This is a genomic window from Bradyrhizobium sp. WYCCWR 13022 (genome assembly GCF_030435535.1).
Lineage (GTDB): Bacteria > Pseudomonadota > Alphaproteobacteria > Rhizobiales > Xanthobacteraceae > Bradyrhizobium.
This window is the reverse complement of the sequence record NZ_JAUIZJ010000003.1, coordinates 321,064-343,484: the sequence shown is the minus strand read 5'-3', so window position 1 is coordinate 343,484 and position 22,421 is coordinate 321,064. Positions and strand designations below refer to the sequence as shown.

Here is a 22,421-nt window from a genome sequence, read left to right as displayed (position 1 = left end):
CAAGGAGATTCCGGAAACGCAAAACGCGCGGGACGCCGCGCGTTTGTCGTCCGGGGAAATGATTGATGAAAATTATGCCGCCTGCCTGTGCATTGCGCCGGAAGCCGACGCCGTGCCGCGAATAGCCTTCACTGAACGCTCGATCGCCGCCCACAGTCTTGCAATTTCCTGGGCCGCACGGCTCTCGGCCTGATACTCACGCGCGCCTTCGCCGTGGCTGAGTGCCATCAACAAATCCGAACGATTGGTGATCTGACCGCCCCATACCGGAGCGCGGAACTTGGCCAGCGCCTCGCGGGCGATGGTAACGATCGGGCTTTCGGCCTCGTCGCGCTTGGCCGGTGCACCGTTGAGCACGACCGCGTAGGGCTTGCGCGCCGCGCGGCACATCTGGATGGTTTCCTGCACCGCGTTGACGTCGAACACGCCGGGACGCGCGGGAATGACCACCATGGTGGCATTCTTGATCGCATCGTCGACGACGGCCGACAGGTTCGGCGGCGTGTCGATCAGCACCCACTCGTAACCGTCGCGCTTGGCAGCGGAGACGATGCCGCTGACCGAGTTCACCGCCGCCTTGATCGGCGGCTCGTTGGTGCCACGCAGCTTGTGCCACAGCGTGAGCGAGCCCTGCGGATCCGCGTCCACGAGCATCACCTGCTTGCTCGCCTTGATCTGCGCAGCGAGATGTGCAGCCAGGGTACTCTTGCCCGAGCCGCCTTTACGCGATGCAAAAACAATAACGTTCATACCCTTGGCCTCCAGATTGACCCCAGGCCGCGAAAATGAATCAGCGCGCTGATTCGGGAAAGAAAAATTTGTCAGGGGTTGCGTCGCCGCCACGAAATAACAAGGCGTGTTGGCTTTTGAGTCACACTGCGGGCGCGCGACGGCGGACGTCAACCGTCATGGATCGCTGTTCACGCGGGCAATCGCGCATTTTCCAGGCAATTGCCGGAGAAATCAGGACTGCAACCTTGCCGCGCAAATCCTCGCGCCGGTCTTCTCCGTCGCGCAGAAGCGCGATGGCTGCAGGTCTGCGCGGGCCTGACGCGAACAAAACGAGTCCGGTGGCTGTCGCGTGGCTGGTGCCGCCCTGGTGATTTCGGCGCGACGGGCATGAGGAGGTTGCAAGCAGGGAACGCGCGAAGTGGCGGCCTAGCCGTCCGAGGACTTCTTCTTGCTCGCCTTCGCCTTGGTGGTCTTCTTCGCCGGCTTCGGCGCGATGTTGGTCGGCGCGCCGACGCCCGGCTCCGGTCCGCGGCGGAAGAACACCGCGCATTGCGGCGAGAGCTGCGCCTTCTTCTGGATCATGCAGGCGGTGATGGCATCGACGTTCGGAACGAAGTCGCCGCACAGCCGCATCGCATCCGGCGTGCAGGCCTGCTGCTGCTCGGGCGTGTAGGCGAAGCCCGTGCCCGGCTGGACCAGAACGGCGAGCGCGAGCGAGAGGCTTGCGGTCGCCAAGGATGTCGTGACGCGAGATACCGGCATCGATCCCCCCAAGTGTCGAACAGGATGGGAGTGTGGGTGAACGGGCGTTCGTTGGCAACGAGGCCGAGGCGAAAGGTCCGACGTGTGCGGTCTCGGCAACAGGGAGAGCAGCCGCTTTCTCCGCTGTCGCCGCCCGGCTTGACCGAGATGGCAGTGCTGAGCCGAGAGGCCGCGGCGTACTGGGTCCCCCGCCGCCGGCGCAGGGGACGACAGCTGTGGACGGGGACCCAAAACCCTCGAAAACAACCCCATGCACAGTAGCCAGCAAGGTCACGACCAGGCCGCGGCCATCGCCCGGGCCGCCAAATATTAGGAAATTTCGAAATCAAGTTTGACTCGTCGGGCAAAACAGGGGCATCATGTCAGCATCGAGGACGCGTGGGGTGGTCGGCTGGTCTGCTGCGCCGGGTCGGGAAGCGTCGGCGCAAGTGGAGGCGATCGCATGGACGGGAATGGAGCGGAGCTGCCGCTGTCGGGCGTGACGGTGGTCTCGCTCGAGCAGGCGATCGCGGCGCCTCTCGCCAGCCGGCATCTGGCGGACTGGGGAGCCCGGGTCATCAAGATCGAGCGGCCGGGCCCCGGCGATTTCTGCCGCGACTACGACCACGTCATGAACGGCATGTCGAGCCAGTTCGTCTGGACCAACCGGTCGAAGGAGAGCCTGGCCATCGACATCAAGAGCGAGGCGGGCCGCAAGGCGCTCGACGCGCTGCTGCCGCGGGCCGACGTGTTCATCCAGAACCTGGCGCCCGGCGCGGCGGAGCGGCTCGGCCTCGATGCCACCGCCCTGCTGCGCAAATATCCAAAAATCATCGCCTGCGACGTCTCGGGCTATGGCAGCGGCGGCCCCTACAGCGACAAGAAGGCCTACGACCTGCTGGTGCAGTGCGAGGCCGGCGTCCTCGCCGTGAACGGCACCGAGGCGGAGCCCGCCAAGATCGGGCTGTCCGTGGTCGACATCGCCACCGGCATGTACATCCTCAATGGCGTGCTGATGGCGCTTTATCGCCGCGAGCGGACCGGCAAGGGCACCGCGTTCCAGGCATCGCTGTTCGACTCCATCACCGACTGGATGAGCTATCCCGCCTTCTACACGCGCAGCACGGGACGGCCGCTGCCGCGAACCGGCGCGAGGCACGCCACCATCGCGCCCTATGGCCCGTTCCGCGTCGGCGACGGCAGCACGATCTTCTTCGGCATCCAGAACGACCGGGAATGGCGCGCGCTGTGCCGGATCGTGCTCGGCGATGACGCCCTCGCCGACCATCCGAGCTTCCGCACCAATCCGCTGCGCATGCAGAACCGCGACGCGCTCCAGGCCCATATCGAGCAGCGCTTTGCTTCCCTGACCGGCGAGGAGGCGCTGCGGCTGCTCGATGCGGCGTCGATCGCCAACGCGCATCTGAATTCGGTCGAGGCGTTCCTCGCGCACGAGCAACTCCACGCCCGCTCCCGCGTGCAGACGGTCGGCTCTCCCAGCGGGCCGGTGATGAGCTTCCTGCCGGCCCTCACCATTCCCGGCCTCACCCCGAGGATGGATCCCGTTCCCGATGTCGGGCAGCACAATGACGCCATCCTCGCCGAACTCGGCCTGACGAAGGAGAGCTAGCCATGGTCCGTGGTCGACCGACGCGGGCTTACCTGGCCGTTCCCGCGCATCGCTCCCGCCTCGTCGAGAAGGCGGCCGCCTCCATGGCGGACGCGGTCTTCATGGATCTCGAGGACGCCGTGCCGCCCTCCGAGAAGGTCGCCGCACTGGAGGAAGCGGTGCGGTCGCTGTCCGCGTGCGATTGGGGCACGAAGTCCGTGGCCGTCAGGCTCAATGCCATCGACAGCCCCTTCATCGACCGGGAAATCCGTGCGCTCGCCCCGCTTGCCAGACTAGATGCGGTGATCGTGCCGAAGGCGGAGCGCGCCAGCGACATCGGCGCGATTGCCGATCGGCTGCGCGCCGCCGGCCCCGGACGTCCCGCGCCGGTCGCGCTGGAATTGCTGATCGAGACGGCGCTGGGGCTCGTCAATGTCGACGCGCTGGCCGCATCGCACGACAGCGTCAGCGCCCTGCATCTCGGTGTCGGCGATTTCGCGGCTTCGATCGGGGCCCGCTGCTCCGATATCGGCATCTCGCCGGAGGGCTACCGCCAGACCGGAACGGCGCAGAGCGGCTACGCTTCCGCACCGCTCGATCTGTTCGCCTATCCGATGATGCGCGTGCTGGTGGCGGCGTGCGCGTTCGGCCTGCGCGCCGTCGACGGTCCGTGCGGCGCGTTCCGCGATGCCAGACTGACCGAAAGCACCGCGCAGAAGGCCGCCGCGATGGGCTTCGACGGCAAGCAGGTCATTCATCCCGACCAGATCGAACCGACGCTGCGTGCGTTCATTCCGTCCGGCCACGAGCTGGCGCAGGCACGCCGCATCCTCGAGGCGATGGAGCAGGCCGAAGCACAGGGCCAAGGGGCCGTGACGCTGGACGGCAAGATGATCGATTACGCCAATGTGCGCATGGCACGCCGGATCATCGAGATGGGGTCTTGAGAAGCGCATGGCCACCATCCTGATCGTCGCGCCGGTGTTTGCGCTGATCGCGGCCGGCTATGCCTCGGTGCAGTTTCGCTTCGTCTCAGAGGGCGCGCACAAGGGCATCTCCGAATTCGCCTTCAGCATCGCGATCCCCGCGCTCTTGTTTCGCACCATCGTCGTGTCGGAATTCCCCGACGTCAGCCCCTACAGGATGTGGGGCGCCTATTACGGCGCGCTGGCGCTGACCTGGATCGCGGCGCTGGCGATCTCGAGGTTCCTGCGCGAACGGCGCGAGGACCGCGAGGACGGCGTCGTGTTCGCGATCGGCTCGGTCTACGGCAACATCGTGATGCTCGGCATTCCCCTGGTGCTCTCGGCGCTCGGCAACGAGGCGGCCGGGCCGATGTCGCTGATCCTGTCGGTGAACACGCCGCTGCTGTGGCTGTGCGGCATCCTGCAGATGGAGCTGGTCAGCCGCAAGCGAAAGGGTTCGGTGCTCTCGGTCATCCGTCCGGTGCTCGCCGATCTCGTGCGCAATCCGCTGATGCTGGGGATCGGCTTCGGCGTCCTCTGGCGCTTCACCGGCCTCGGCCTCAACCCCGTCGTCGACAAGACCATCGAGCTGCTCGCGCAGGCGGGATCGCCGGCCGCGCTGATCGCGCTCGGCATCAACCTGTTTCGCTTCGAGGTGAAGGGCGAGACGCCAAGCGTCCTCGCGATGTGCGCGCTAAAACTGCTGGCGATGCCGGCCGCCGCGTTCGTGCTGGCAAAGCTGCTGGACCTGCCGCCGACGGCCGCCGGCGTGATCGTGCTGTTCGCGGCGATGCCGACCGGCGCCAACGCCTACATCTTCGCGGCGCAATATCAGCGGCTGGTGAACCCGGTGTCGGGCGCGGTGGCGCTGGGGACGCTGCTGGCGGCGGTGACGCTGCCGGTGGTGGTGATGGTGGTGGCGCGCTGAGCCCCTGCCCATCATCGCCCCGAGGGGTTAGCCGCCCCAGTGCATGGCTTGGTAAATATCAGTGTATCCGCCCGAGTACGGGGCCGAGTACGGGGCTGCGTATGGCATATAGCCAAAGCTCTCGGCCGCACGCGGCGTGAGGCGGGGTGCGAAGGTTTGTGTAGCCGGCGCGGCATGTCGCCTATGATGTGCCGTCCCGGCACTGGCGGAGGCAGTCAGGGCGACAAGGATGCCCAAGGCCAAGATCGCACGCATCGCAATTGCTCCTGTTGAGTTGAGGTGCTGACATGGGCTTCGGCCCTGGCGGCACCAGTCCGCCCGCCTTCACGATTGCTCACATCCTCGGCATCCATCGTCGCACACTGAGCTCCGTCGTGATTTTGCCTTCGCACGCAAAGGTAGCTATTCTGCGGTGACACACATCACGGGGAGGCGGACATGGGACATCGCGAGGACATGCTCGACGTCATCAGGCGCGCTTACGCCGCGCGCGGCGATGGCGACGTGAAGGGCCTGGTGGCGGCTTTTCATCCCGAGGGCTCGTTCAACCTGATCGGCGACAAGGGCGCGCTGCACCTGACCGGAAATGTGCAGGGGCACCAGCCATTGCTTGCGGCCTTCGGCCAGTTCATCGAGCATTTCACTTTCGAAAAGCGCGAGATCCTGACCGAGGTAGTCGAGGGGAATTGTGCCGCGATACGCTCGCGCCTCGACATCCGATACCGTCCGAGCGGGAAGGTTTTCAGCACCGAAGTCTTGGACCTCTTCAAATTTCAGGATGGCAAGATCGTCGAGCTGGTCGAGTACGCGGACACCGCGCTGATCAAGGCCGTCGTCTCCTGACGCGCGATGGGAATTGGATCGCGCGTTGGGAAGGCGTGAAGCCTTCGCGCTGGCGAGACTCCCGAACCGCCGCGGGCGGCCGGCGTCGTGCTGTTGCGGCGATGCCGGCCGGCGTCAACGGCCACTTCTTTGCCGCGCAGTATCAGCGGCTGGTGAACCCGGTCTCAGGCGCAGTGGCGCTAAGCACGCTGTTGGCGGCGGTGACGTTGCCGGTGGTTGGTGAGGTTGGGACAGGAGTTTAGTGCACTGTGACCGTAATCCCCCATTGAGCAAGTCCCCACATCTGACGTTGCGGCAACTAGACAAGTGTTGGTTTAGATTGACCAACTGAAGACAAGCAACCGAGAGTTCTTCGGGCGCGCTGGTGGTCGATTGATTGCGGGATTGCCGAGATCCGATGAGAAGGGAGGACTGATGCCTCCCTTTCCAATTTCTCGGGTCTGCTTATCAGAAGCGATAATTCATACCGACTCTGGCTATGTCGAAACTCGGCTTGATATCGACATGCGTCGTGATGACGCCGGTCAACCCGGTCGGTGATTGGAGCGAGCCCGTGAGGTTGTAGCCATTGGTGCCGAAACCCATGTGCAGATACTCGCCCTTTACGGACCAACCGGCTCCCAGAGCATACTCAAGACCGCCGCCAACCACGTAGCCAACGAGTACCGCGCGGTCAGAAGCGTTCATCGAGCCTAGCGGTCCATAGGTTAGCGGGAAGAGGCTGGTGGGGATGCTGCCCGTAGCATTCGCGCCGACCTTGGTTTCAGCCAATGCAATACCGCCAGTCGCGTAGAGCAAAGTCGACCCATACGCATAACCCACTCGGCCACGGAAGGTCGCGTACCAATCGGTGCTAACGGAAGTGCTGCCGCTAAAATTGCCTCCTATTGCAGCGGGAAGGGCAATAGCCGAGTTGCCGGCGGTGGCCTTTGAATTGAGATACTGCCAATCAGCCTCTATTCCGAGCACCGCCTGCTCGATCTGCCAGTTGTAGCCGGCTTGGATACCAGCGGTGACCCCATTGCCGTTGCCGGCCACAGGGTTGAAGCTATAGGGGGCCGCACCGCCATTCACGTTCACAAGTGTCCCGGTGGCGTTCGATGCGCCATAGCTGCCCCAGCCATAACCAACGTTGCCGCCAATATAGAAGCCCGTCCAATTGCCTATCTGCTGCGCGATTGCCTGAGTCTTCGTTGGCATTCGTACCGACCCCAGATCGGCAGCCCATACCGAATTCGGGCTGAGCACGATGGTCGACAGCAACGCGAACGCAAACTTCCTCATTCCAAAACTCCCTTGTTGGGCCGCTCGCGGCGGCCTGCCAAATATGAGGCTAAGCCACAGCAACATCAAAGCGCGATTTGAATGGCGCCGGACTCATGCAATTGGATGCGGCGCGTGAAGCAGAGTTCGAAGGCGGCCTCTCAGCCCGTGGATGAGTTGAGTTCTTCGAAACCCATCTAACGTGTTTTGTCGTGGCGTCACATCATGACAGCGACTGTCGTAACTTCGTTCTGGGTAGATGCTTCCTCACCGTCAATCTGGAGGAGCGGAAGCCGTTGCTGACGCATCGTATCGCGCTTACGAAAAGCGGAGACCAAGAGAGATGGGTTTCGCGAGTACTCAACCCATCCTACGAGTTGTCTCGGCTCACGGCCGTTGGTGCCGATTCTTGTAACGCCAGTGCTTCTGCAGAGTGCCGTCACGCTGATCAATCAGCGTAACGATCCCGCTTATTTCTAGCGAGGACGCAACCAGCCGGCCGCCATTGGCATAACACTTCGCGTCCCTGGGGCATGCCGCCGTTAAAATTCGCCGTATCTCTTTGAGAGGACCACCCTGCCGCTTTCTTCTGGAGCAGTCATCTGGAGATACGTCGTCTCTCCGATCATTTCACCAACTAGAGGTACAACCCACGCCTCGGCAGCTAGTCGAGCCTTGGGGTCGCTATCGGCGAAGAATTCGGCGGTGTCGATTGAACGACCTTCATTCCCTGTGAGCGTATAAAGCTCAACTACATAACGCATGTTCGCAGTCCTCCATTCGATAGGGATGTGGACACAAACGAGCGGCCGTCAAGCGGGAGGGATATAAACTGGATTCCAGAGCGCGAACCGATCAGGTATCGCGCTGAAAAATTGATTGCATTGGTACAGTTGGGTGGGCTCGAACCACCGACCTCCTGTTCCACAGACAGGCGCTCTAACCAACTGAGCTACAACTGCATCCTTGCGAGCCGCCCTTTGGGGCACCCTTGACGGGCCGACAACCGAGGGGGCTGGACGGGGCGGAAACTAGGTGCAACGGGCGTTTTTGGCAAGGCCGCAAAAGGCGTTATTTGCCCCTCTTCAGCGCGATAAATCCCTGGATTCGTCCGCAATCCACCTCGTGGGACCTGAGCTCCTCGCCCGGATCGCGCCGGACGATGCTTCGCATCGCCGGGTGCGATCCGGCCTCTCCTTTCGGGGACAGGTGAAGAAAAAAAACCCGGGCCGCTGGGGCCCGGGTTTCCTGATTGGGTCGATCCGCCGTTTTGATCAGGCGGCGGGCTTGTAGAACTTCGAGGCGCTGGCCTTGATCGGCTCGGCGGTCTCGGCGGCGACGCGCTGGGTGAGCTCGACGAGCTCCTTGGCCTGGGCCTGGAAGGTCTCGAGCTGGGTGCGGGCGTGGCCGGTCCAGAGCTGGAAGGCGTCGGTCGGCGATCTGGTGCCGAACAGCTCCTGGGCGAAGTCCAGCGAGGCCGTGGTGTTGGCCTTGGCGAACTCCATCAGCTTGGCGGTGTACTCGCTCGCGCCCTTGGACGCCGAAGCGAACACGGCCTCGACGGTGCCGTTGTGGGTTTCGGCGGCGTCCTTGAACTTTGCGTAGGTCTCACGGGCCTGCGAAACGCCCTTCTCGGCGAACGCACGCATCTGCTCGGGAACCTCGAACGGAATGATCGAGGCAGAAAACGGATCAGTCGCACCTGTCATGTTTGGTCCCTCAACGCTAATGAAAATGGAGTGAGCCTTCTGGCGCGCCCGCCGGCCAACCGGGGCCATTTCTTCTTGTTACGAGGTGGCGGGTACGAAGACTGGACACGCAGAACAACGAAATGGCTCGTCCAGCGTCCAGCATTGTCGCTGCCTAACATGTCAACATTGTGCAGCGCAATGCGGCTGTGGGGTGCGATGCGATAATTTAATCCTCAGGGCGAGGTTCCCGGGGCCGGGAACCGGGGGTTGCGGTATTTCGGTGCGAATGACGGAGACGGTCGGCTCCCTCTCCCGCTTGCGCAAGCGGGAGAGGTTGGACCGAGGCCGCGGCCGGGTCGGCGCAAACCGAGGAACGGACGCGCGGGTTGCTCCCGCGCGGGCTTCAGTGCTTCGCCTTGGTCGCGTCCATGGCGGCGCGGCTGACGGCCTGGCTCATTTCGCCGGCCTGCTCGGCCAGGGCCTTCATCTGGGCCTGGACGTAGTCGCCATGCAGCCGCATCACCTCGGTGAGGTCCCTGGCGTGGACCAGGGACTGGGCGTAGTTCAGCGAGGCCTGCACATTGGTCTCGGCGAAGGCGATGGCGCGGGCGCCGATGTCCTTGGCGCCGGCGCGCATGGAGGCGCCGCGCTCTTCGATCGAGCCGGCGGCGGCTTCCGCGTTGGCGAGCAGTTTTTCGAAGGCGTCGCGGGCCTGCCTGAAGCTCGATTCCGCCATGTTCCGCATCTCCGGCGGAAGCTCGAAATGGCCATTTGCCTGATCGGTCATGACTTGCTGCTCCTGTGCTGCTTTCTGCTTTGCCGGCCGTTTCGGCGGCCTTCGAAGGCTAGCCGACGACGGTATTGCCGGTATGACGCCGCCCCCCGCGGATCGTTCTCGGCGGATTCCTGCGGATGCAACGACCATGCGCCTTGCGGGTTCAGCCACATTAAGGTTATCGCGGCTTTAGGCCGCCCCTGTCAGGGTGGGGCCGTGGACCTGACCGCGCCCGCGGGCGATACTAACTCTTTCTTAAGGCTGCCATTCCCGGCAGGCCTGTCGACGTGACGAGATACAAGCCGGTCGGATGACGAATTCGGATTTCCAGTTGCGAGGCGTCGGCGATCCCAGGCTGTCCGTGCATGCGACCTCGCCCTTGCCGGCCTGGCTCTGGTCGCCCGACGGCAGCCGCGTGCTGTGGGCCAATGCGGTCGGCGCAATATTTTTCGGCGCGGCCAATGCGGCCGAGCTCGCGCAAAAGACATTCGGACCGTCCGACACCCATCGCCGCCAGATCGTCCGGCTCGCCCGCCAGCTGCCTGCAAGCGGCGCGGTGAGGCTCGAGCGGATGCGCGGCTTCGGCGCGCGGCTCGGCACGCTGATGACCTGCGGCTGCGCGCGGCTCGATTTCTCCGACGGCAGCGAAGCCGTGCTCGTCACCGCGATGGATGCCACCGCGCGCAGCATGCCGCTGGTCGAGCGGCTGCATCGCCTCGTCGACGGCGCGACAACGCCGATGGCGGCGTTCGCGCCCGACGGCATGTTCGCCGGCGCCAGCGAAGCCGCACGCCCGCTGCTCGGCTTTCGCGATCTCGGCGAGGCCGGCCTCGAACAGGCGCGCAGCGATGCGCTCGGCAGCGGCCGCGTCGAGATCCCTGTCGGCATCGGCAAGATGGTGCTGCAACGGGTCGGCGCCGGGGCCGATGTCGGCCTCGTCGCGCTGATCGAGCCCGAGGTGACGCAGGCCGCGCCCGCGGCCGAGAGCGCGCCGGAGCCTGCGGCTGAAATGTTGCATGAGGTGGTGCATCGAGCGGTGCAGCCGGCTGCCCCCGAGATGTCCGATGAACCCGCGCAGCAGGTCGTCGAGACGCCGCCGGCGGACGAACTCGACGCCGGCATCGCGTTGTTCGATCCGTTTGCCGAGCCGGACGAGACGCCCGCGACGACCGAGACGATCGCAGCTGCGCCCGAGCCTGGTGCACACGAGGCGACGGAGATCGCCGCGATCCAGGATGCCGTGAAGGAAGCAGCCGAGGCGCCTGTCCGGGACACGATCGCCGAGACCGCGGAGACCGCGCCGGAAACAGCTGAGGAAAACCCGCCGGCAGCCATTGTGCCGCCGCAAGCTGCGCCGATCACATCAGCCATGGTCGAGCCGCCCGGACATGCGGAGCCGCAGTCCGCACATGCTGAGACACCACGCCAGCATCCGCTGCGATTCCTGTGGCAGATGGATGCGCTGGGGCGCTTCGTGCTGGCGTCGAGCGAGTTCATCCGCCTGATCGGCGCGCACACCGCGGCCGGCTTCGGCCGGCCCTGGCGCGAGATCGCCGACGAATTTGCGCTCGATCCCGATGGCCGCGTCGCGCAGGCGCTCGCCAGCCACGACACCTGGGCCGGCATCACCGTGAACTGGCCCGCCGATGGCGGCGTGCATCTGCCGGTCGAACTCGCAGGCCTGCCGGTCTACGACCGCGAGCGCAACTTTGCCGGCTTCAAGGGCTTTGGCGTCTGCCGCGATCTCGACGGCCTCAACCGGCTCGATGCGCTGCGCCGTTACGAATTGGTCTCCGAGCCGCATCCGCCGCAGAGCCTGTCGGCCGACGTGGTCGAGCCCGATCCCGAACCGGAGGCAGAGCCTCCGCTCGCGGCGCCGCCGCCGCCCGAGCCTGAACCGCCCACTGCAATCGAAGCCGAACCGCCCGCACTTTTCATCGAAGCGAATTCACAACCAACCGATCCGGAAACGCCAGTGGAAACGCCTCCGAATGTCGTCCCGTTCCGCGCCCCCGGCGACCAGAGATCACAAGGCGACCAGAGATCGCCGACGCTGACGCCGGTCGAGAACAGCGCGTTCAACGAGCTCGCGCGGCAATTGTCCGAGCGGCTCGAACGCGATCGCGAACAGATTTCCTCAACTGCGGCCGAGCTGCCGGCGGAGGAGATCGCGTCCGAAGCGCAGATGCCGCCCGAGCCCGCTCTATCGGAGCCCCTGATATCGGAGCCCTTGATCTCGGAGCTCGAGGCGCCGCCGGCCGCGGCCGAATGGCTGACCGAGCCGGCGCCGCCGCCGCGGGGCGACAGCCTGCGCGACCGCACGCTGCTGGATCTCGTGCCCTCGGGCATGCTGATCTACCGGCTCGACCGCCTGCTCTACGCCAACCCGGCGTTCCTGGCGCGCATGGGCTACGCCAGCATCAATGCGCTGGAAGACGCCGGCGGGCTCGATGCGCTCTATGTCGAGCCGGGCGTCTCCGCCGCATCGAGCACGTCGCAATCGGGCACGCCGGTGACGATCAGCGCGGCCATCGCGAACGGCGAGCAGGAGCTGGCGACCACGGAAGCGCATCTGCACACGATCGACTGGAACGGCGAGAGCGCGCATGCGCTGATCTGCGCGCTGCCGCAAGCCATCCCCGTCATGGTCGCGCCGACCGTCGTCACCGAGACCGTCGTCGCGGAAACCTTCCCCTACACGTCCGACCCCGAGCCCGAGGCCGGCGAAGCCGATGCGGAAGATCTCGCCGCGATCCTCGACACCACGGCCGAGGGCATCGTGATGTTCGATGCCGAAGGCAACATCCACGCCTGCAACCGCAGCGCCGAGGCTCTGTTCGGCTACGACGGCGAGACGCTGCTGCAGCAGACCCTGCTGACGCTGTTCGCGCCCGAGAGCCAGCAGATCGTCGTCGACTATCTCGAAAGCCTCAAGAGCCAGGACATCGCGAGCCTGCTCGATCACGGCCGCGAGGTGCTGGGCCGCGAGAAGAAGGGCGGCGTGCTGCCGCTCGCCATGATCATGGGCCGTACGCGGCCGGACGGTCCGAACTTCTTCGCCGTGTTCCGCGATCTGTCGCACGCGAAGAAGGGCGAGAGCGAGCTGACGCAGGCGCGACGCCTCGTCGACGGCGCCGCCAATGCCAAGGCCGACATGCTGGCGCGGATCAGCCACGAGATCCGCACGCCGCTCAACGCCATCATCGGTTTTGCCGAGGTGATGATCTCCGAACGCTTCGGCGCGCTCGGCAACGAGCGCTACGGCGAATACATGAAGGACATCCGCGCCTCCGGCGAGCGCGTGATCACCATCATCGACGATCTGCTGGAGCTGTCGCGGATCGAGACCGGCAAGCTCGACCTGAATTTTTCGAGTTTGAACCTCAACGACCTCGTCGAGGCCTGTGTCACCGTGATGCAGCCGCAGGCCAATCGCGAGCGCATCATCATCCGCACCTCGCTCGCCCATGCGCTGCCGCAGGTGACGGCGGACGCGCGTGCGCTGCGGCAGGTGACGATGAACCTGATCTCGAACTCGATCCGGCTCGCCAGCGCCGGCGGCCAGGTGATCGTCTCGACCGCGCTCTCCGACCGCGGCGAGATCGCGCTTCGCATCCGCGACACCGGCCACGGCCTCAGCGAACAGGAAGTCGCCGCCGCCATGGAGCCGTTCCGCACCCCGCCGCCCGGCGACGCCGCGGACGGTGCGGCGCTCAGCCTGTCGCTGACCAAGGCCCTGGTCGAAGCCAACCGCGCCCAGTTCAACATCAAGAGCGCGGGCAGTTCGGGCACGCTGATCGAAGTGACCTTCGCACCTGTGGCGGCGCGGGCGTGAAGACGGCCGCGAACGAGGTGCGTGCAGCACCTACGCCGCGCGCACCGTATCCAGGAACTTGCCGACCTCGAACTTGAGGCGGTTGCTGTCGCCCGACAGAGACCTCGCCGCCGAAAGCACCTGCGCCGATGCCGAGCCGGTCTCGACCGCACCGTGGCGCACGTTGCTGATGTTGGCGCTGACCTGCGTGGTGCCGGCAGCCGCGCTCTGGACGTTGCGCGAGATCTCGCTGGTCGCGGCGCCCTGCTCTTCGACGGCGGCCGCGATGGTCGACGAGATCTCCGACAGGCGCTCGATGGTGCCGCCGATGGTCCTGATCGCGCCGACGGACTCGTTGGTGGCGCCCTGGATGCTGGCGATCTGCTGACCGATCTCGCCGGTCGCCTTCGCGGTCTGCTCGGCCAGCGCCTTCACCTCCGAAGCGACCACCGCAAAGCCGCGCCCGGCCTCGCCCGCGCGCGCCGCCTCGATGGTGGCGTTCAGCGCCAGCAGATTGGTCTGGCCGGCGATGGCGTTGATGAGCTCGACCACGTCGCCGATGCGGGCGGCAGCCCTGGACAATTCGCTGACGCGATCGTTGGTCTGGCCGGCCTGGCTGACGGCCTCGCCGGCGATGCGCGCCGAGGCCTGCACTTGGCGGCTGATCTCGTTGACCGAGGCGGTCAGTTCCTCCGCGGCGGAGGCGACCGACTGCACGTTGGTGGCGGCTTCTTCCGAGGCGGCCTCGACCAGCGTCGCCAATTCGCTCGAGCGGCCAGCAGTCGTCGTCAGCGACGTCGCCGACGCCTCGAGCTCGGTCGCCGCCGACGATACGGTCTCCACGATCTCGCCGATCGCGCCTTCGAAATCGTCGGCCATGCGGATCATGTCGGCGCGGCGGCGCTCGGCGGCGAGCTTGTCCTGCCTGATCTTCTCTTCGGCTTCGTCGCGGGCCTTCTGCTCGGCATTGAGCTTGAAGGTCTCGACGGCCTGCGCGATCTCGCCGATCTCGTCGGGACGGCCGAGGCCCGGCAGCACGATGGCGAAATTGCCCTTGGCGAGTTCGATCATCGCCGCCCGCATCGCCGCGAGCGGTTTCGACACCGAACGGCCGATGAAGACCCCGAGGCCGAGCACGCCGGACGCGATCAGCGCGATCGCGACGGCGATCCAGAACTGGATACCGTCGCGCTCGGCATCGTTGAGCCGGTCGGCTTCGGCGCGGATGCCGTCGACCGCGTTCGAGACCTGCGCGATCACGGGCTCGACCGCCGCGAACGCCTCCGACATCGCCTTCAATTCCGTCGCGAGCTTCAAGGCGGTCTCCATCCAGGCGGCGAAGTCGCGCTGATAATCGGCGAGCTTCTGCCGCAGCTCGGCCTTCGCCGTCTCGGGAATGGCGGCGGCGTCGATGCCGGCCGAAAATTCCGACGCGCGCTTCTTCATCTCGCCGCCGTATTTGGCGTCGCGACGCAGCATGAAATCCTTCTCGTGCCGGCGCATCATCAGCATGATCACCTTGAGCGGGGCATCGTGGAGCTGATCGACCCTGCTTTCGATCTCGTGGACGGAGCCGCGCAGGCGGCCTTCGAGGCCTGAATTCTCGTTTAGCCCGAGCCGCAGCCGCTCCTCGACCACCGCAGCGAAACGCGCCTGATAGCTCTTCAGCGACGCGTTCATCGCGTCGATCTTCTGTGCGAGCTTAGGCTTGCCGAGCGCCGCGATCCGGCCGCGGAGCTTTTCGATGTCGGCGGCGACTTCCTTGCCGATCTCGACCTGGCGCTGGGCCTTGGCCGCATCGCCGCGCAGCAGGAAATCCTTCTCGGCGCGGCGGCCTTCCAGCAGCTCGACCGCGATCCTGTTGTTCAGCTCGAACATCGTGCGCGCGTTATCGGCAGCGTCGCGATAGACGCCCATCGCGCGCTCGCCGTAGAGATGAATGCCGCCGATGAGGACGACGCCGGCGACGCCGATGACGCCGATCGCAGTGATCTTGTGGGTGAGCCGGAGGGAGAGGAGCCGCATCATGTTCACCAGGCCGGTTGTGACTGATGCGGTTCATGAGGCGCTAACGCGTCAAAAACTCCGTTAATTTGCGGGCACGTAAGATTACGCGTATTGTGACAGAATGCACGTCAGAGTGCACAAGCAGAGCTCAACAAAAAAGCACGGCGCTCATCGCGCCGTGCTGCTTGCGACGTCGTCAGTGAGGCGATGGCCTCAGCTGTAGATCTCGAACAGGCCGGCGCCCCCCTGGCCGCCGCCGATGCACATGGTCACGACGCCCCACTTGGCCTTGCGGCGGGCGCCTTCCTGCAGCAGATGGCCGGTGAGACGGGCGCCGGTCATGCCGAAGGGATGGCCGATCGCGATCGAGCCGCCGTTGACATTGTACTTCTCGGGATCGATGCCGAGCTTGTCGCGCGAATAGAGGCACTGGCTGGCGAAAGCTTCGTTGAGCTCCCAGAGATCGATGTCGTCGATCTTCAGGCCGTGACGCTTGAGCAGCTTCGGCACGGCGAAGATCGGGCCGATCCCCATCTCGTCGGGCTCGCAGCCTGCGGCCGCCCAGGCGACGAAACGGCCGAGCGGCTTGAGGCCGCGCTTCTCGGCGTCCTTGGCTTCCATCAGCACCACGGCGGCGGCGCCGTCGGAGAGCTGGCTGGCATTGCCGGCAGTGACGTACTTGCCGGGACCCTTCACCGGCTCGAGCTTGGCGAGCCCCTCCAGCGTGGTCTCCGGACGATTGCACTCGTCGCGGTCGACGACGTAGTCGACGATGCTCTCGGCCTTGGTGGCCTTGTCGACCACCTTCATCCTGGTCTTCATCGGGACGATCTCGTCCTTGAACTTGTTGGCCTGCTGGGCGGCAGCCATGCGGCGCTGCGACTCCAGCGAATACTCGTCCTGGTATTCGCGGCTGAGCTTGTAGCGCTCGGCGACGATGTCGGCGGTGTCGATCATCGCCATGAAGATGTCGGGCGCGGTCTTCAGCAGCTCGGGATCGATCGATTCCTTCGGCGTGCCGCCGCCGGGGATCGAGATGCTCTCGACGCCGCCGGCGACGATGCAGTCGGCGCCGTCGGAGCGGATCGAGTTCGCGGCCATCGCGATGGTCTGGAGCCCCGAGGAGCAGAAGCGGTTCACCGAGACGCCGCCGGTCGACTTCGGCAGGCCGGCGAGCAGCGCGGCCTGGCGGCCGATGTTGGGCGCACCATGGGCGCAATTGCCGAGATAGCAATCCTCGACATAATCCTTGTCGACGCCGGCGCGGTCGACCGCGTGGTGAATGGCGTGCGCCGCGAGCGACATCGGCGGCGTGATGTTGAATCCGCCGCGGCCGGATTTGGCGAGGCCCGTGCGCGCGTAGGAAACGATGACGGCTTCACGCATTGTTTTCTCCCTTTCGAACGATGGTACGGAGGCGCTGGTCAGAAGCGTTCTCTGGCCGCCATTGGTACACAAAGATTGGCCGGCGCGACAACAAAAACGCCGCCTCCGGTGACAGAGGCGGCGCTGTTCCGCGGGTCGGAATATATCGGCACCAGGCGCAGTGAAATCCGACTCTGTCGGCGTGCTGTGTCACCTCTCCCCTGCGGGAGAGGTGAAGCATCAGAACGTCAGCGCCTTGACCTGCTTGACCTGCGGCAGGGCCTGCACCTTGGCGAGCAAATCGGCCGGCACCGCGCCGTCGACCTCGACCAGCGCGATGGCATCGCCGCCCTGCGAGACACGGCCGAGATGGAAGGTCGCGATGTTGATCTTGGCATCGCCGAGGAGGCCCGCGAACTTGCCGATGAAGCCCGGCTTGTCCTCGTTGGTGACGTAGATCATCGACTTGCCGAACTCGGCATCGACGCGAATGCCCTTGATGTCGACGAGGCGCGGCTTGCCGTCGTGATAGACGGTGCCGGAGACAGAGCGCTCCTGCCGTTCGGTCGCGACCGTGACGGTGATCAGGCTCTCATAGTCGCTCTGCGCGGCGCGGGTCACCTCGTCGACCACCATGCCGCGCTCCTTGGCGACGACGGGGGCGGAGACGACGTTGACCTCGCCCAGCATCGGGCGCAGCAGGCCCGACAGCACCGCGGAGGTCAGCGCCTTGATCTTCATCTCGGCGACGTGGCCCTCATAGGTGATCGTGACCTTCGAGATGCCGGTCTCGGTGAGCTGGCCGGCGAACGAGCCCAGCTTCTCGGCGAGCGTGATGAACGGCTTGAGCTTCGGCGCTTCTTCCGCGGTGATCGACGGGAAATTGATGGCGTTGGAGATCGCGCCGGAGATGAGGTAGTCCGACATCTGCTCGGCGACCTGGAGCGCGACGTTCTCCTGCGCTTCGGTGGTGGACGCACCGAGATGCGGCGTGCAGATCACGTTGGGATGGCCGAACAGCACGTTGGCGGTCGCGGGCTCCTCGACGAACACGTCGAAGGCGGCGCCGGCAATGTGCTTGGAATTGAGCGCATCGACCACGGCTTGCTCGTCGACGAGGCCGCCGCGGGCGCAGTTGATCAGGCGTACGCCCTTCTTCATCTTGGCGATCGCGACCGCGTCGATGATGTTCCTGGTCTTCTCGGTCAGCGGCGTATGCAGCGTGATGAAGTCGGCGCGCTTGAGCAGATCATCGAGCTCCACCTTCTCGACGCCGATGTCCTTGGCACGCTCCGGCGACAGGAACGGATCGAACGCGACCACCTTCATGCGCAGGCCGAGCGCGCGGTCGGCGACGATCGAGCCGATGTTGCCGCAGCCGACCACGCCGAGCACCTTGCCGGTGATCTCGACGCCCATGAAGCGGTTCTTCTCCCACTTGCCGGCCTGGGTCGAGGCGTCGGCCTGCGGGATCTCGCGGGCCAGCGCCAGCATGAGCGTAATCGCGTGCTCGGCAGTCGTGATCGAATTGCCGAACGGCGTGTTCATCACGATGATGCCCTTGGCCGTGGCGGCGGGGATCTCGACATTGTCGACGCCGATCCCGGCGCGGCCGATCACCTTGAGGTTGGTCGCCTTCTCCAGGATCTTCGCGGTCGCTTTCGTCGCGGAGCGGATCGCGAGGCCGTCGTAGTTGCCGATGATCTCGGCGAGCTTGTCCTTGTCCTTGCCCAGGTTGGGCTGGAAGTCGACCTCGACACCGCGATCCTTGAAGATCTGCACGGCGGCGGGAGAGAGCGCGTCGGAAATGAGAACTTTGGGTTTGGTCATGGGAATGATCCGTGGTGCGAGCTGCATTTACGGAACGTCATCCGCGGGCCTGACCCGCGGATCCATCTCTTGAGCGACGGATGGCCGGGTCAAGCCCGGCCATGACGAGGATGGGGTGAAACGCGTTAAGCCGCCTTGGCCAGCGTGGCCTTGGTCTCGGCAAAAGCCCAATCGATCCACTGCGTCAGCAGCTCGACGTCCTTGGCCTCGACGGTGGCGCCGCACCAGATGCGGAGGCCCGCAGGCGCATCGCGATAGTACGCGAAGTCGTAGCCGGCGCCTTCCTTCTCGATCAGCGCGACCAGCTTCTTGGAGAACTCCGCCTGCGCGTCGTCCGAGAGCGAGGTGATCGCGGGATCGGTGAACTTCAGACACACCGAGGTGTTGGAGCGGATCGAGGCGTCCTTGGCCAGGAAGTCGATCCAGGGCGTCTTCGCCTTCCAGTCGGCCAGCACCTTGGTGTTGGCGTCGGCACGCGCGATCAGCGCCTTGAGGCCGCCGATCGACTTGGCCCAGTTCAACGCGTCGAGATAATCCTCGACGCAGAGCATCGACGGCGTGTTGATGGTCTCGCCGACGAAGATGCCTTCGTTGATTTTGCCGCCCTTGGTCATGCGGAAAATCTTCGGCAGCGGCCAGGCCGGCTTGTAGGTCTCGAGCCGCTCCACCGCACGGGGCGACAGGATCAGCATGCCGTGCGCGGCTTCGCCGCCGAGCGCCTTCTGCCAGGAGAAGGTGACGACATCGAGCTTTGCAAAATCGAGCGGCTGGGCGAAAGCGGCAGACGTCGCGTCGCAGATCGTGAGACCTTCGCGGGTCGCACTGATCCAGTCGGCGTTCGGAACGCGCACGCCCGAAGTGGTGCCGTTCCAGGTGAAGATCACATCGCTCTTGGCGTCGACCTTGGAGAGGTCGGGGATCTCACCATAGGCTGCGTTGAGCTTGGTGACGTCCTTGAGCTTCAATTCCTTGACGATGTCGCTGACCCAGCCCTCGCCGAAGGATTCCCACGCGAGCGTGGTGACGGGCCGTGCACCGAGCAGCGACCACAGCGCCATCTCGACCGCGCCGGTATCCGACGCCGGCACGATGCCGATGCGATAATCAGCGGGGACTTCAAGCACTTCGCGCGTCAGATCGATCGCGAGCTTGAGCTTGGTCTTGCCGACCTTCGCGCGATGCGAACGGCCGAGCGCTGCGTCCTTGAGATTTTGGGCGTTCCAGCCGGGGCGTTTGGCGCAGGGGCCGGAGGAGAAATGCGGCACGGTCGGCCGCGAAGCGGGCTTCGCTACAGTCATGATCTACCCTTCCAGATAGTAAGCCTCCCGTTGGGGGGAGGTGTCCCGCTGCGGCTGATACGAGAATCGGGAAGGCCAGTCAAGGAAGTTCAGGCGCCTCACGCTGGAGTGATGGCTCCTCCGGAGCGATACCAGGGGATGCGACGGGCGCGAGCGCGTTCAGCAAGTCGGTGGCCTCGCTGATCAATTGCGCGGCACGGCGGCGGCTGCCGACCTTCAAAATGCATTTGTCGTTGGCCTGCACAACGTAATCGTTGCCGACCTTGATCATCGAATAGCTTGTCATCGAAATCCCCGAACCAACCGAGCCCGGTTTCAGACGCTCCGTAGCACCCTTCGTTCCGCGATCAACATGAACGACGAACGGGTAGTTTATCAGCTGTTAAGATGAACGAAGGCGCGATCCGATTTCGTTGATCGCGCAAAGCTCACCGCGCGCTGCGTCAAAAGCGGACAGTCATGCCGGCGTGGCTCAATGCAAATCCGAGACGCTTGTAGAAGCGCTGCGCGTCGACGCGGCTCGAATGCGTCAGCAATTCGACCAGGTTGCAGCCGCGCGCTTTGGCTTCCGCGATTGCCCATTGCACCAATTGCTCGCCGATGCCGCGGCTGCGGCAGTCGGAGGCAACGCGGACATCCTCGAGCAGACCACGAATGCCGCCTTGGGAACTGATGCCCGGAAGCACCGCGAGCTGCAGGCAGCCGACCACCCTGCCCTCGCTCTCGGCAACGACCAACGTGAGATTTTCGTCGCGCTCGACGCGCTCGAACGCCTGATAGTAGACGACGGGAAGCGGATCCTCGACGCGCTCGCGGCCGCGGCCGAGATGATCGTCGGCGAGCATCGCCACGATCGCGGACACATCTTCGCGGCGCGCGGGGCGGATGGAGACGGACTTTTCGTTCATGCGGGTAGCTCCAGAACTCGGCGCGAAGGGCTCAGCGCACCGGTGGCAGACCGAGACAGGCCTCGGCTTCGGTGATCCAGCGGCGGATGGCGGCATAGCGGCCGAGATCGAAGCCGCCTTCATGCGCGAGGCGCGTATACGCGAGAAGCGAGACGTCCGCGAGCGAGACTGCATCGCCCGCGAAGACACGGCTCGCCGCCAGATGCTGCTCCATGCGGTCGAGCGCCGCATAGCCGCGCTTGACCTTGTCAGGATCGAGCTCGGAGGCGGCCTTGCCGAGATAGACCATCTGGAAACGGCACACCGCGACATAGGGCTCGTGGCTGTACTGCTCCCAGAACAGCCATTCGTCCATCTTGGCGGCGGCAAAGGCGTCGCGCGGAACGAGTGCGCTGTCGCGGGCGAGATAGCGGATGATGGCGTTGGACTGCGCCAGCGTGCGGCCGTCGTCGAACGCGACGGTCGGAACCTGGCCGGCGCCGTTCATCTTCAGGAATTGCGGCGTGCGCGTCTCGCCCTTACGCGTATCGATCTCGATCCAGCGATAGGGCAATGCGAGATGATCGCAGACCCACCTCACCTTCAGACAATTGCCCGAATTGCTGTCGCCGTAGATTTGCATCGCTGTCGCCTCTTGTCGGGCGACAGAGCATCAGGACACAGCCGAGGTGTCAACCGCGGCGGCGCGAGGTTGCCTCAGAACTTGTAACCGCCGCCGACGCGGAAATTGTTCAAGCCAACGGTGATGTCCTTGACGTTGGAAAAGCCGACATGCTCCCATTCACCGCGAATGAGGAAGTTGCCGCAGATCGCGTATTCAATACCGATACCGGCCGTCCAACCGTACATGAACGCGTTCGCGCGCTGCTCGGTGCTCGCCCACGCGCCTGTGTCGATCGTGTCCTGATGATGAGTCGTCGTGGTGACACCGCCGACCGTGACCGACGTATCGTAGTCGTCATGCTTGATGTAGGACACGGTCGCGAACCGCGAGACTTCGGCGCGCCCGATCGCCAGGCCTGCGAAAGCATAGGGCATGAAGTCGCCGCCGTCCCAACCAACCCGGCCGCGGAAAGTGGCGTAATCCTTGAGCTTCAGCGAAGCCCCGCCGCCGAGCGTGGTGACGTAAGTATAGGTGTGGCCAGTTGGCGCTGTCTCGCCGTCAAGGATGCGCGTCATGGAGTCGCTGGCCGAGCTCGCTATGTTGTTCATGTAGCTGTAATTGGCCTCGACGCCCATCACGGCATCGTAGAGCTGCCAGTTCTTGCCAACATAGGCGCCGAACCCTGTCGACTGCACGTGGTTCTTCGGCAGCAGCGACCATCCGCCGACCGGCGCCTGGAGGATGCTGTTGCGAAGCATGAAGTCGGTCATCGACTTCGGAGCGTGGCTGAAATCGATGTCGGTCGTGGCGAAGCCGAACTGGCCGCCGACATAAAAGCCTTCCCAATTCTGGGATGTCTTCGACAGTCCGTCGGTGAAGCCGCCGCGCAGGACGGGCAGATCGGAGAGATCGGCCGCGTGTGCGGCGGACACAGATCCGAACACCGCTGCCACCAACCAAAGCCTACGCATTGCAACGCTCCATCGAACTCGAACTCTCGAGCGTGATCATGGCTCGTTAACCTTAACCAATGGTTGCGTCCGGCGTT

19 protein-coding genes and 1 tRNA gene are annotated in these 22,421 nt (G+C 64.9%); 5 read left to right on the top strand and 15 right to left on the bottom strand.

All coding sequences use genetic code 11. From position 1 onward, the window contains the following. Positions 1-72 precede the first annotated feature (72 nt). Both QY049_RS10440 and QY049_RS10435 read right to left on the bottom strand, forming a co-directional pair. Positions 73-750 (bottom strand): ParA family protein, encoded by a 678-nt coding sequence (locus QY049_RS10440; RefSeq protein ID WP_194482852.1) that lies wholly within the window; start codon positions 748-750, stop codon positions 73-75. A 408-nt stretch (positions 751-1,158) separates the two neighbouring features. Next, positions 1,159-1,494, bottom strand: a complete 336-nt coding sequence (locus QY049_RS10435) for a hypothetical protein (protein ID WP_258765251.1) — start codon at positions 1,492-1,494, stop codon at positions 1,159-1,161. Between the two features lie 442 nt (positions 1,495-1,936). Here QY049_RS10435 and QY049_RS10430 point away from each other — a divergent pair, with 442 nt between their 5' ends. The 4 genes from QY049_RS10430 to QY049_RS10415 all read left to right on the top strand — a co-directional run bounded on the left by QY049_RS10430 (position 1,937) and on the right by QY049_RS10415 (position 5,818). Continuing rightward, positions 1,937-3,103 (top strand): CaiB/BaiF CoA-transferase family protein, encoded by a 1,167-nt coding sequence (locus QY049_RS10430; protein WP_258765250.1) that lies wholly within the window; start codon positions 1,937-1,939, stop codon positions 3,101-3,103. A 2-nt stretch (positions 3,104-3,105) separates the two neighbouring features. Next, the gene (locus QY049_RS10425; protein WP_258765249.1) at positions 3,106-4,029 is read left to right on the top strand and encodes a CoA ester lyase; all 924 of its coding nucleotides are present in this window, start codon (positions 3,106-3,108) and stop codon (positions 4,027-4,029) included. A 7-nt stretch (positions 4,030-4,036) separates the two neighbouring features. Continuing rightward, complete coding sequence (locus QY049_RS10420) at positions 4,037-4,975, top strand: AEC family transporter (protein ID WP_258765248.1); 939 nt, start codon at positions 4,037-4,039, stop codon at positions 4,973-4,975. 456 nt (positions 4,976-5,431) lie between these two features. Beyond that, complete coding sequence (locus tag QY049_RS10415; protein WP_258765247.1) at positions 5,432-5,818, top strand: nuclear transport factor 2 family protein; 387 nt, start codon at positions 5,432-5,434, stop codon at positions 5,816-5,818. Between the two features lie 447 nt (positions 5,819-6,265). On the opposite strand, the gene QY049_RS10410 is transcribed toward QY049_RS10415, so the two are convergent. The 5 genes from QY049_RS10410 to QY049_RS10390 form a co-directional block, all read right to left on the bottom strand. Next, the gene (locus tag QY049_RS10410; RefSeq protein WP_258765246.1) at positions 6,266-7,102 is read right to left on the bottom strand and encodes an outer membrane protein; all 837 of its coding nucleotides are present in this window, start codon (positions 7,100-7,102) and stop codon (positions 6,266-6,268) included. A gap of 521 nt (positions 7,103-7,623) precedes the next feature. Beyond that, on the bottom strand, positions 7,624-7,845 hold the full coding sequence (locus QY049_RS10405) for a hypothetical protein (RefSeq protein WP_258765245.1): 222 nt from the start codon (positions 7,843-7,845) through the stop codon (positions 7,624-7,626). A gap of 121 nt (positions 7,846-7,966) precedes the next feature. Further along, positions 7,967-8,043: transfer RNA gene (locus QY049_RS10400), tRNA-His, on the bottom strand. A gap of 312 nt (positions 8,044-8,355) precedes the next feature. After that, complete coding sequence (locus QY049_RS10395) at positions 8,356-8,790, bottom strand: phasin (RefSeq protein WP_194477745.1); 435 nt, start codon at positions 8,788-8,790, stop codon at positions 8,356-8,358. Between the two features lie 385 nt (positions 8,791-9,175). Further along, positions 9,176-9,559, bottom strand: a complete 384-nt coding sequence (locus QY049_RS10390; protein ID WP_194477746.1) for a phasin family protein — start codon at positions 9,557-9,559, stop codon at positions 9,176-9,178. A gap of 298 nt (positions 9,560-9,857) precedes the next feature. Here QY049_RS10390 and QY049_RS10385 point away from each other — a divergent pair, with 298 nt between their 5' ends. Continuing rightward, positions 9,858-13,382 carry a PAS domain-containing protein gene (locus QY049_RS10385; RefSeq protein WP_258763760.1) on the top strand — a complete coding sequence of 1,175 codons (3,525 nt, stop codon included), beginning with the start codon at positions 9,858-9,860 and terminating at the stop codon, positions 13,380-13,382. 30 nt (positions 13,383-13,412) lie between these two features. Here the strand turns inward: QY049_RS10385 and QY049_RS10380 are convergent, their stop codons facing one another. The 8 genes from QY049_RS10380 to QY049_RS10345 all read right to left on the bottom strand — a co-directional run bounded on the left by QY049_RS10380 (position 13,413) and on the right by QY049_RS10345 (position 22,344). Then, a complete protein-coding gene (locus QY049_RS10380) occupies positions 13,413-15,389 on the bottom strand; it encodes a methyl-accepting chemotaxis protein (protein WP_258763761.1) in 1,977 nt (658 codons plus the stop codon). A gap of 192 nt (positions 15,390-15,581) precedes the next feature. Next, complete coding sequence (locus QY049_RS10375; protein WP_194477749.1) at positions 15,582-16,754, bottom strand: acetyl-CoA C-acyltransferase; 1,173 nt, start codon at positions 16,752-16,754, stop codon at positions 15,582-15,584. A 219-nt stretch (positions 16,755-16,973) separates the two neighbouring features. Then, positions 16,974-18,563 carry a phosphoglycerate dehydrogenase gene (serA, locus tag QY049_RS10370; protein WP_258763762.1) on the bottom strand — a complete coding sequence of 530 codons (1,590 nt, stop codon included), beginning with the start codon at positions 18,561-18,563 and terminating at the stop codon, positions 16,974-16,976. 125 nt (positions 18,564-18,688) lie between these two features. Next, positions 18,689-19,861 carry a phosphoserine transaminase gene (locus QY049_RS10365; protein WP_258763763.1) on the bottom strand — a complete coding sequence of 391 codons (1,173 nt, stop codon included), beginning with the start codon at positions 19,859-19,861 and terminating at the stop codon, positions 18,689-18,691. A 79-nt stretch (positions 19,862-19,940) separates the two neighbouring features. Next, on the bottom strand, positions 19,941-20,147 hold the full coding sequence (locus tag QY049_RS10360; protein WP_194477752.1) for a hypothetical protein: 207 nt from the start codon (positions 20,145-20,147) through the stop codon (positions 19,941-19,943). Between the two features lie 157 nt (positions 20,148-20,304). After that, entirely contained in the window at positions 20,305-20,769 is a 465-nt protein-coding gene (locus QY049_RS10355; protein WP_258763765.1) for a GNAT family N-acetyltransferase, read from the bottom strand. A 31-nt stretch (positions 20,770-20,800) separates the two neighbouring features. Then, positions 20,801-21,391 carry a glutathione S-transferase family protein gene (locus QY049_RS10350; RefSeq protein ID WP_258763766.1) on the bottom strand — a complete coding sequence of 197 codons (591 nt, stop codon included), beginning with the start codon at positions 21,389-21,391 and terminating at the stop codon, positions 20,801-20,803. A gap of 74 nt (positions 21,392-21,465) precedes the next feature. Next, positions 21,466-22,344: an outer membrane protein gene (locus tag QY049_RS10345; protein ID WP_258763767.1), complete on the bottom strand. Its 879-nt coding sequence runs from the start codon at positions 22,342-22,344 to the stop codon at positions 21,466-21,468. Positions 22,345-22,421: the final 77 nt, after the last annotated feature.

Coding starts and splice junctions, on each gene's coding strand:
- QY049_RS10440 (WP_194482852.1), bottom strand. CDS start 750: ATGAACGTTATTGTTTTTGCATCGCGTAAAGGCGGCTCGGGCAAGAGT.
- QY049_RS10435 (WP_258765251.1), bottom strand. CDS start 1,494: ATGCCGGTATCTCGCGTCACGACATCCTTGGCGACCGCAAGCCTCTCG.
- QY049_RS10430 (WP_258765250.1), top strand. CDS start 1,937: ATGGACGGGAATGGAGCGGAGCTGCCGCTGTCGGGCGTGACGGTGGTC.
- QY049_RS10425 (WP_258765249.1), top strand. CDS start 3,106: ATGGTCCGTGGTCGACCGACGCGGGCTTACCTGGCCGTTCCCGCGCAT.
- QY049_RS10420 (WP_258765248.1), top strand. CDS start 4,037: ATGGCCACCATCCTGATCGTCGCGCCGGTGTTTGCGCTGATCGCGGCC.
- QY049_RS10415 (WP_258765247.1), top strand. CDS start 5,432: ATGCTCGACGTCATCAGGCGCGCTTACGCCGCGCGCGGCGATGGCGAC.
- QY049_RS10410 (WP_258765246.1), bottom strand. CDS start 7,102: ATGAGGAAGTTTGCGTTCGCGTTGCTGTCGACCATCGTGCTCAGCCCG.
- QY049_RS10405 (WP_258765245.1), bottom strand. CDS start 7,845: ATGCGTTATGTAGTTGAGCTTTATACGCTCACAGGGAATGAAGGTCGT.
- QY049_RS10395 (WP_194477745.1), bottom strand. CDS start 8,790: ATGACAGGTGCGACTGATCCGTTTTCTGCCTCGATCATTCCGTTCGAG.
- QY049_RS10390 (WP_194477746.1), bottom strand. CDS start 9,559: ATGACCGATCAGGCAAATGGCCATTTCGAGCTTCCGCCGGAGATGCGG.
- QY049_RS10385 (WP_258763760.1), top strand. CDS start 9,858: ATGACGAATTCGGATTTCCAGTTGCGAGGCGTCGGCGATCCCAGGCTG.
- QY049_RS10380 (WP_258763761.1), bottom strand. CDS start 15,389: ATGATGCGGCTCCTCTCCCTCCGGCTCACCCACAAGATCACTGCGATC.
- QY049_RS10375 (WP_194477749.1), bottom strand. CDS start 16,754: ATGCGTGAAGCCGTCATCGTTTCCTACGCGCGCACGGGCCTCGCCAAA.
- serA (WP_258763762.1), bottom strand. CDS start 18,563: ATGACCAAACCCAAAGTTCTCATTTCCGACGCGCTCTCTCCCGCCGCC.
- QY049_RS10365 (WP_258763763.1), bottom strand. CDS start 19,861: ATGACTGTAGCGAAGCCCGCTTCGCGGCCGACCGTGCCGCATTTCTCC.
- QY049_RS10360 (WP_194477752.1), bottom strand. CDS start 20,147: ATGACAAGCTATTCGATGATCAAGGTCGGCAACGATTACGTTGTGCAG.
- QY049_RS10355 (WP_258763765.1), bottom strand. CDS start 20,769: ATGAACGAAAAGTCCGTCTCCATCCGCCCCGCGCGCCGCGAAGATGTG.
- QY049_RS10350 (WP_258763766.1), bottom strand. CDS start 21,391: ATGCAAATCTACGGCGACAGCAATTCGGGCAATTGTCTGAAGGTGAGG.
- QY049_RS10345 (WP_258763767.1), bottom strand. CDS start 22,344: ATGCGTAGGCTTTGGTTGGTGGCAGCGGTGTTCGGATCTGTGTCCGCC.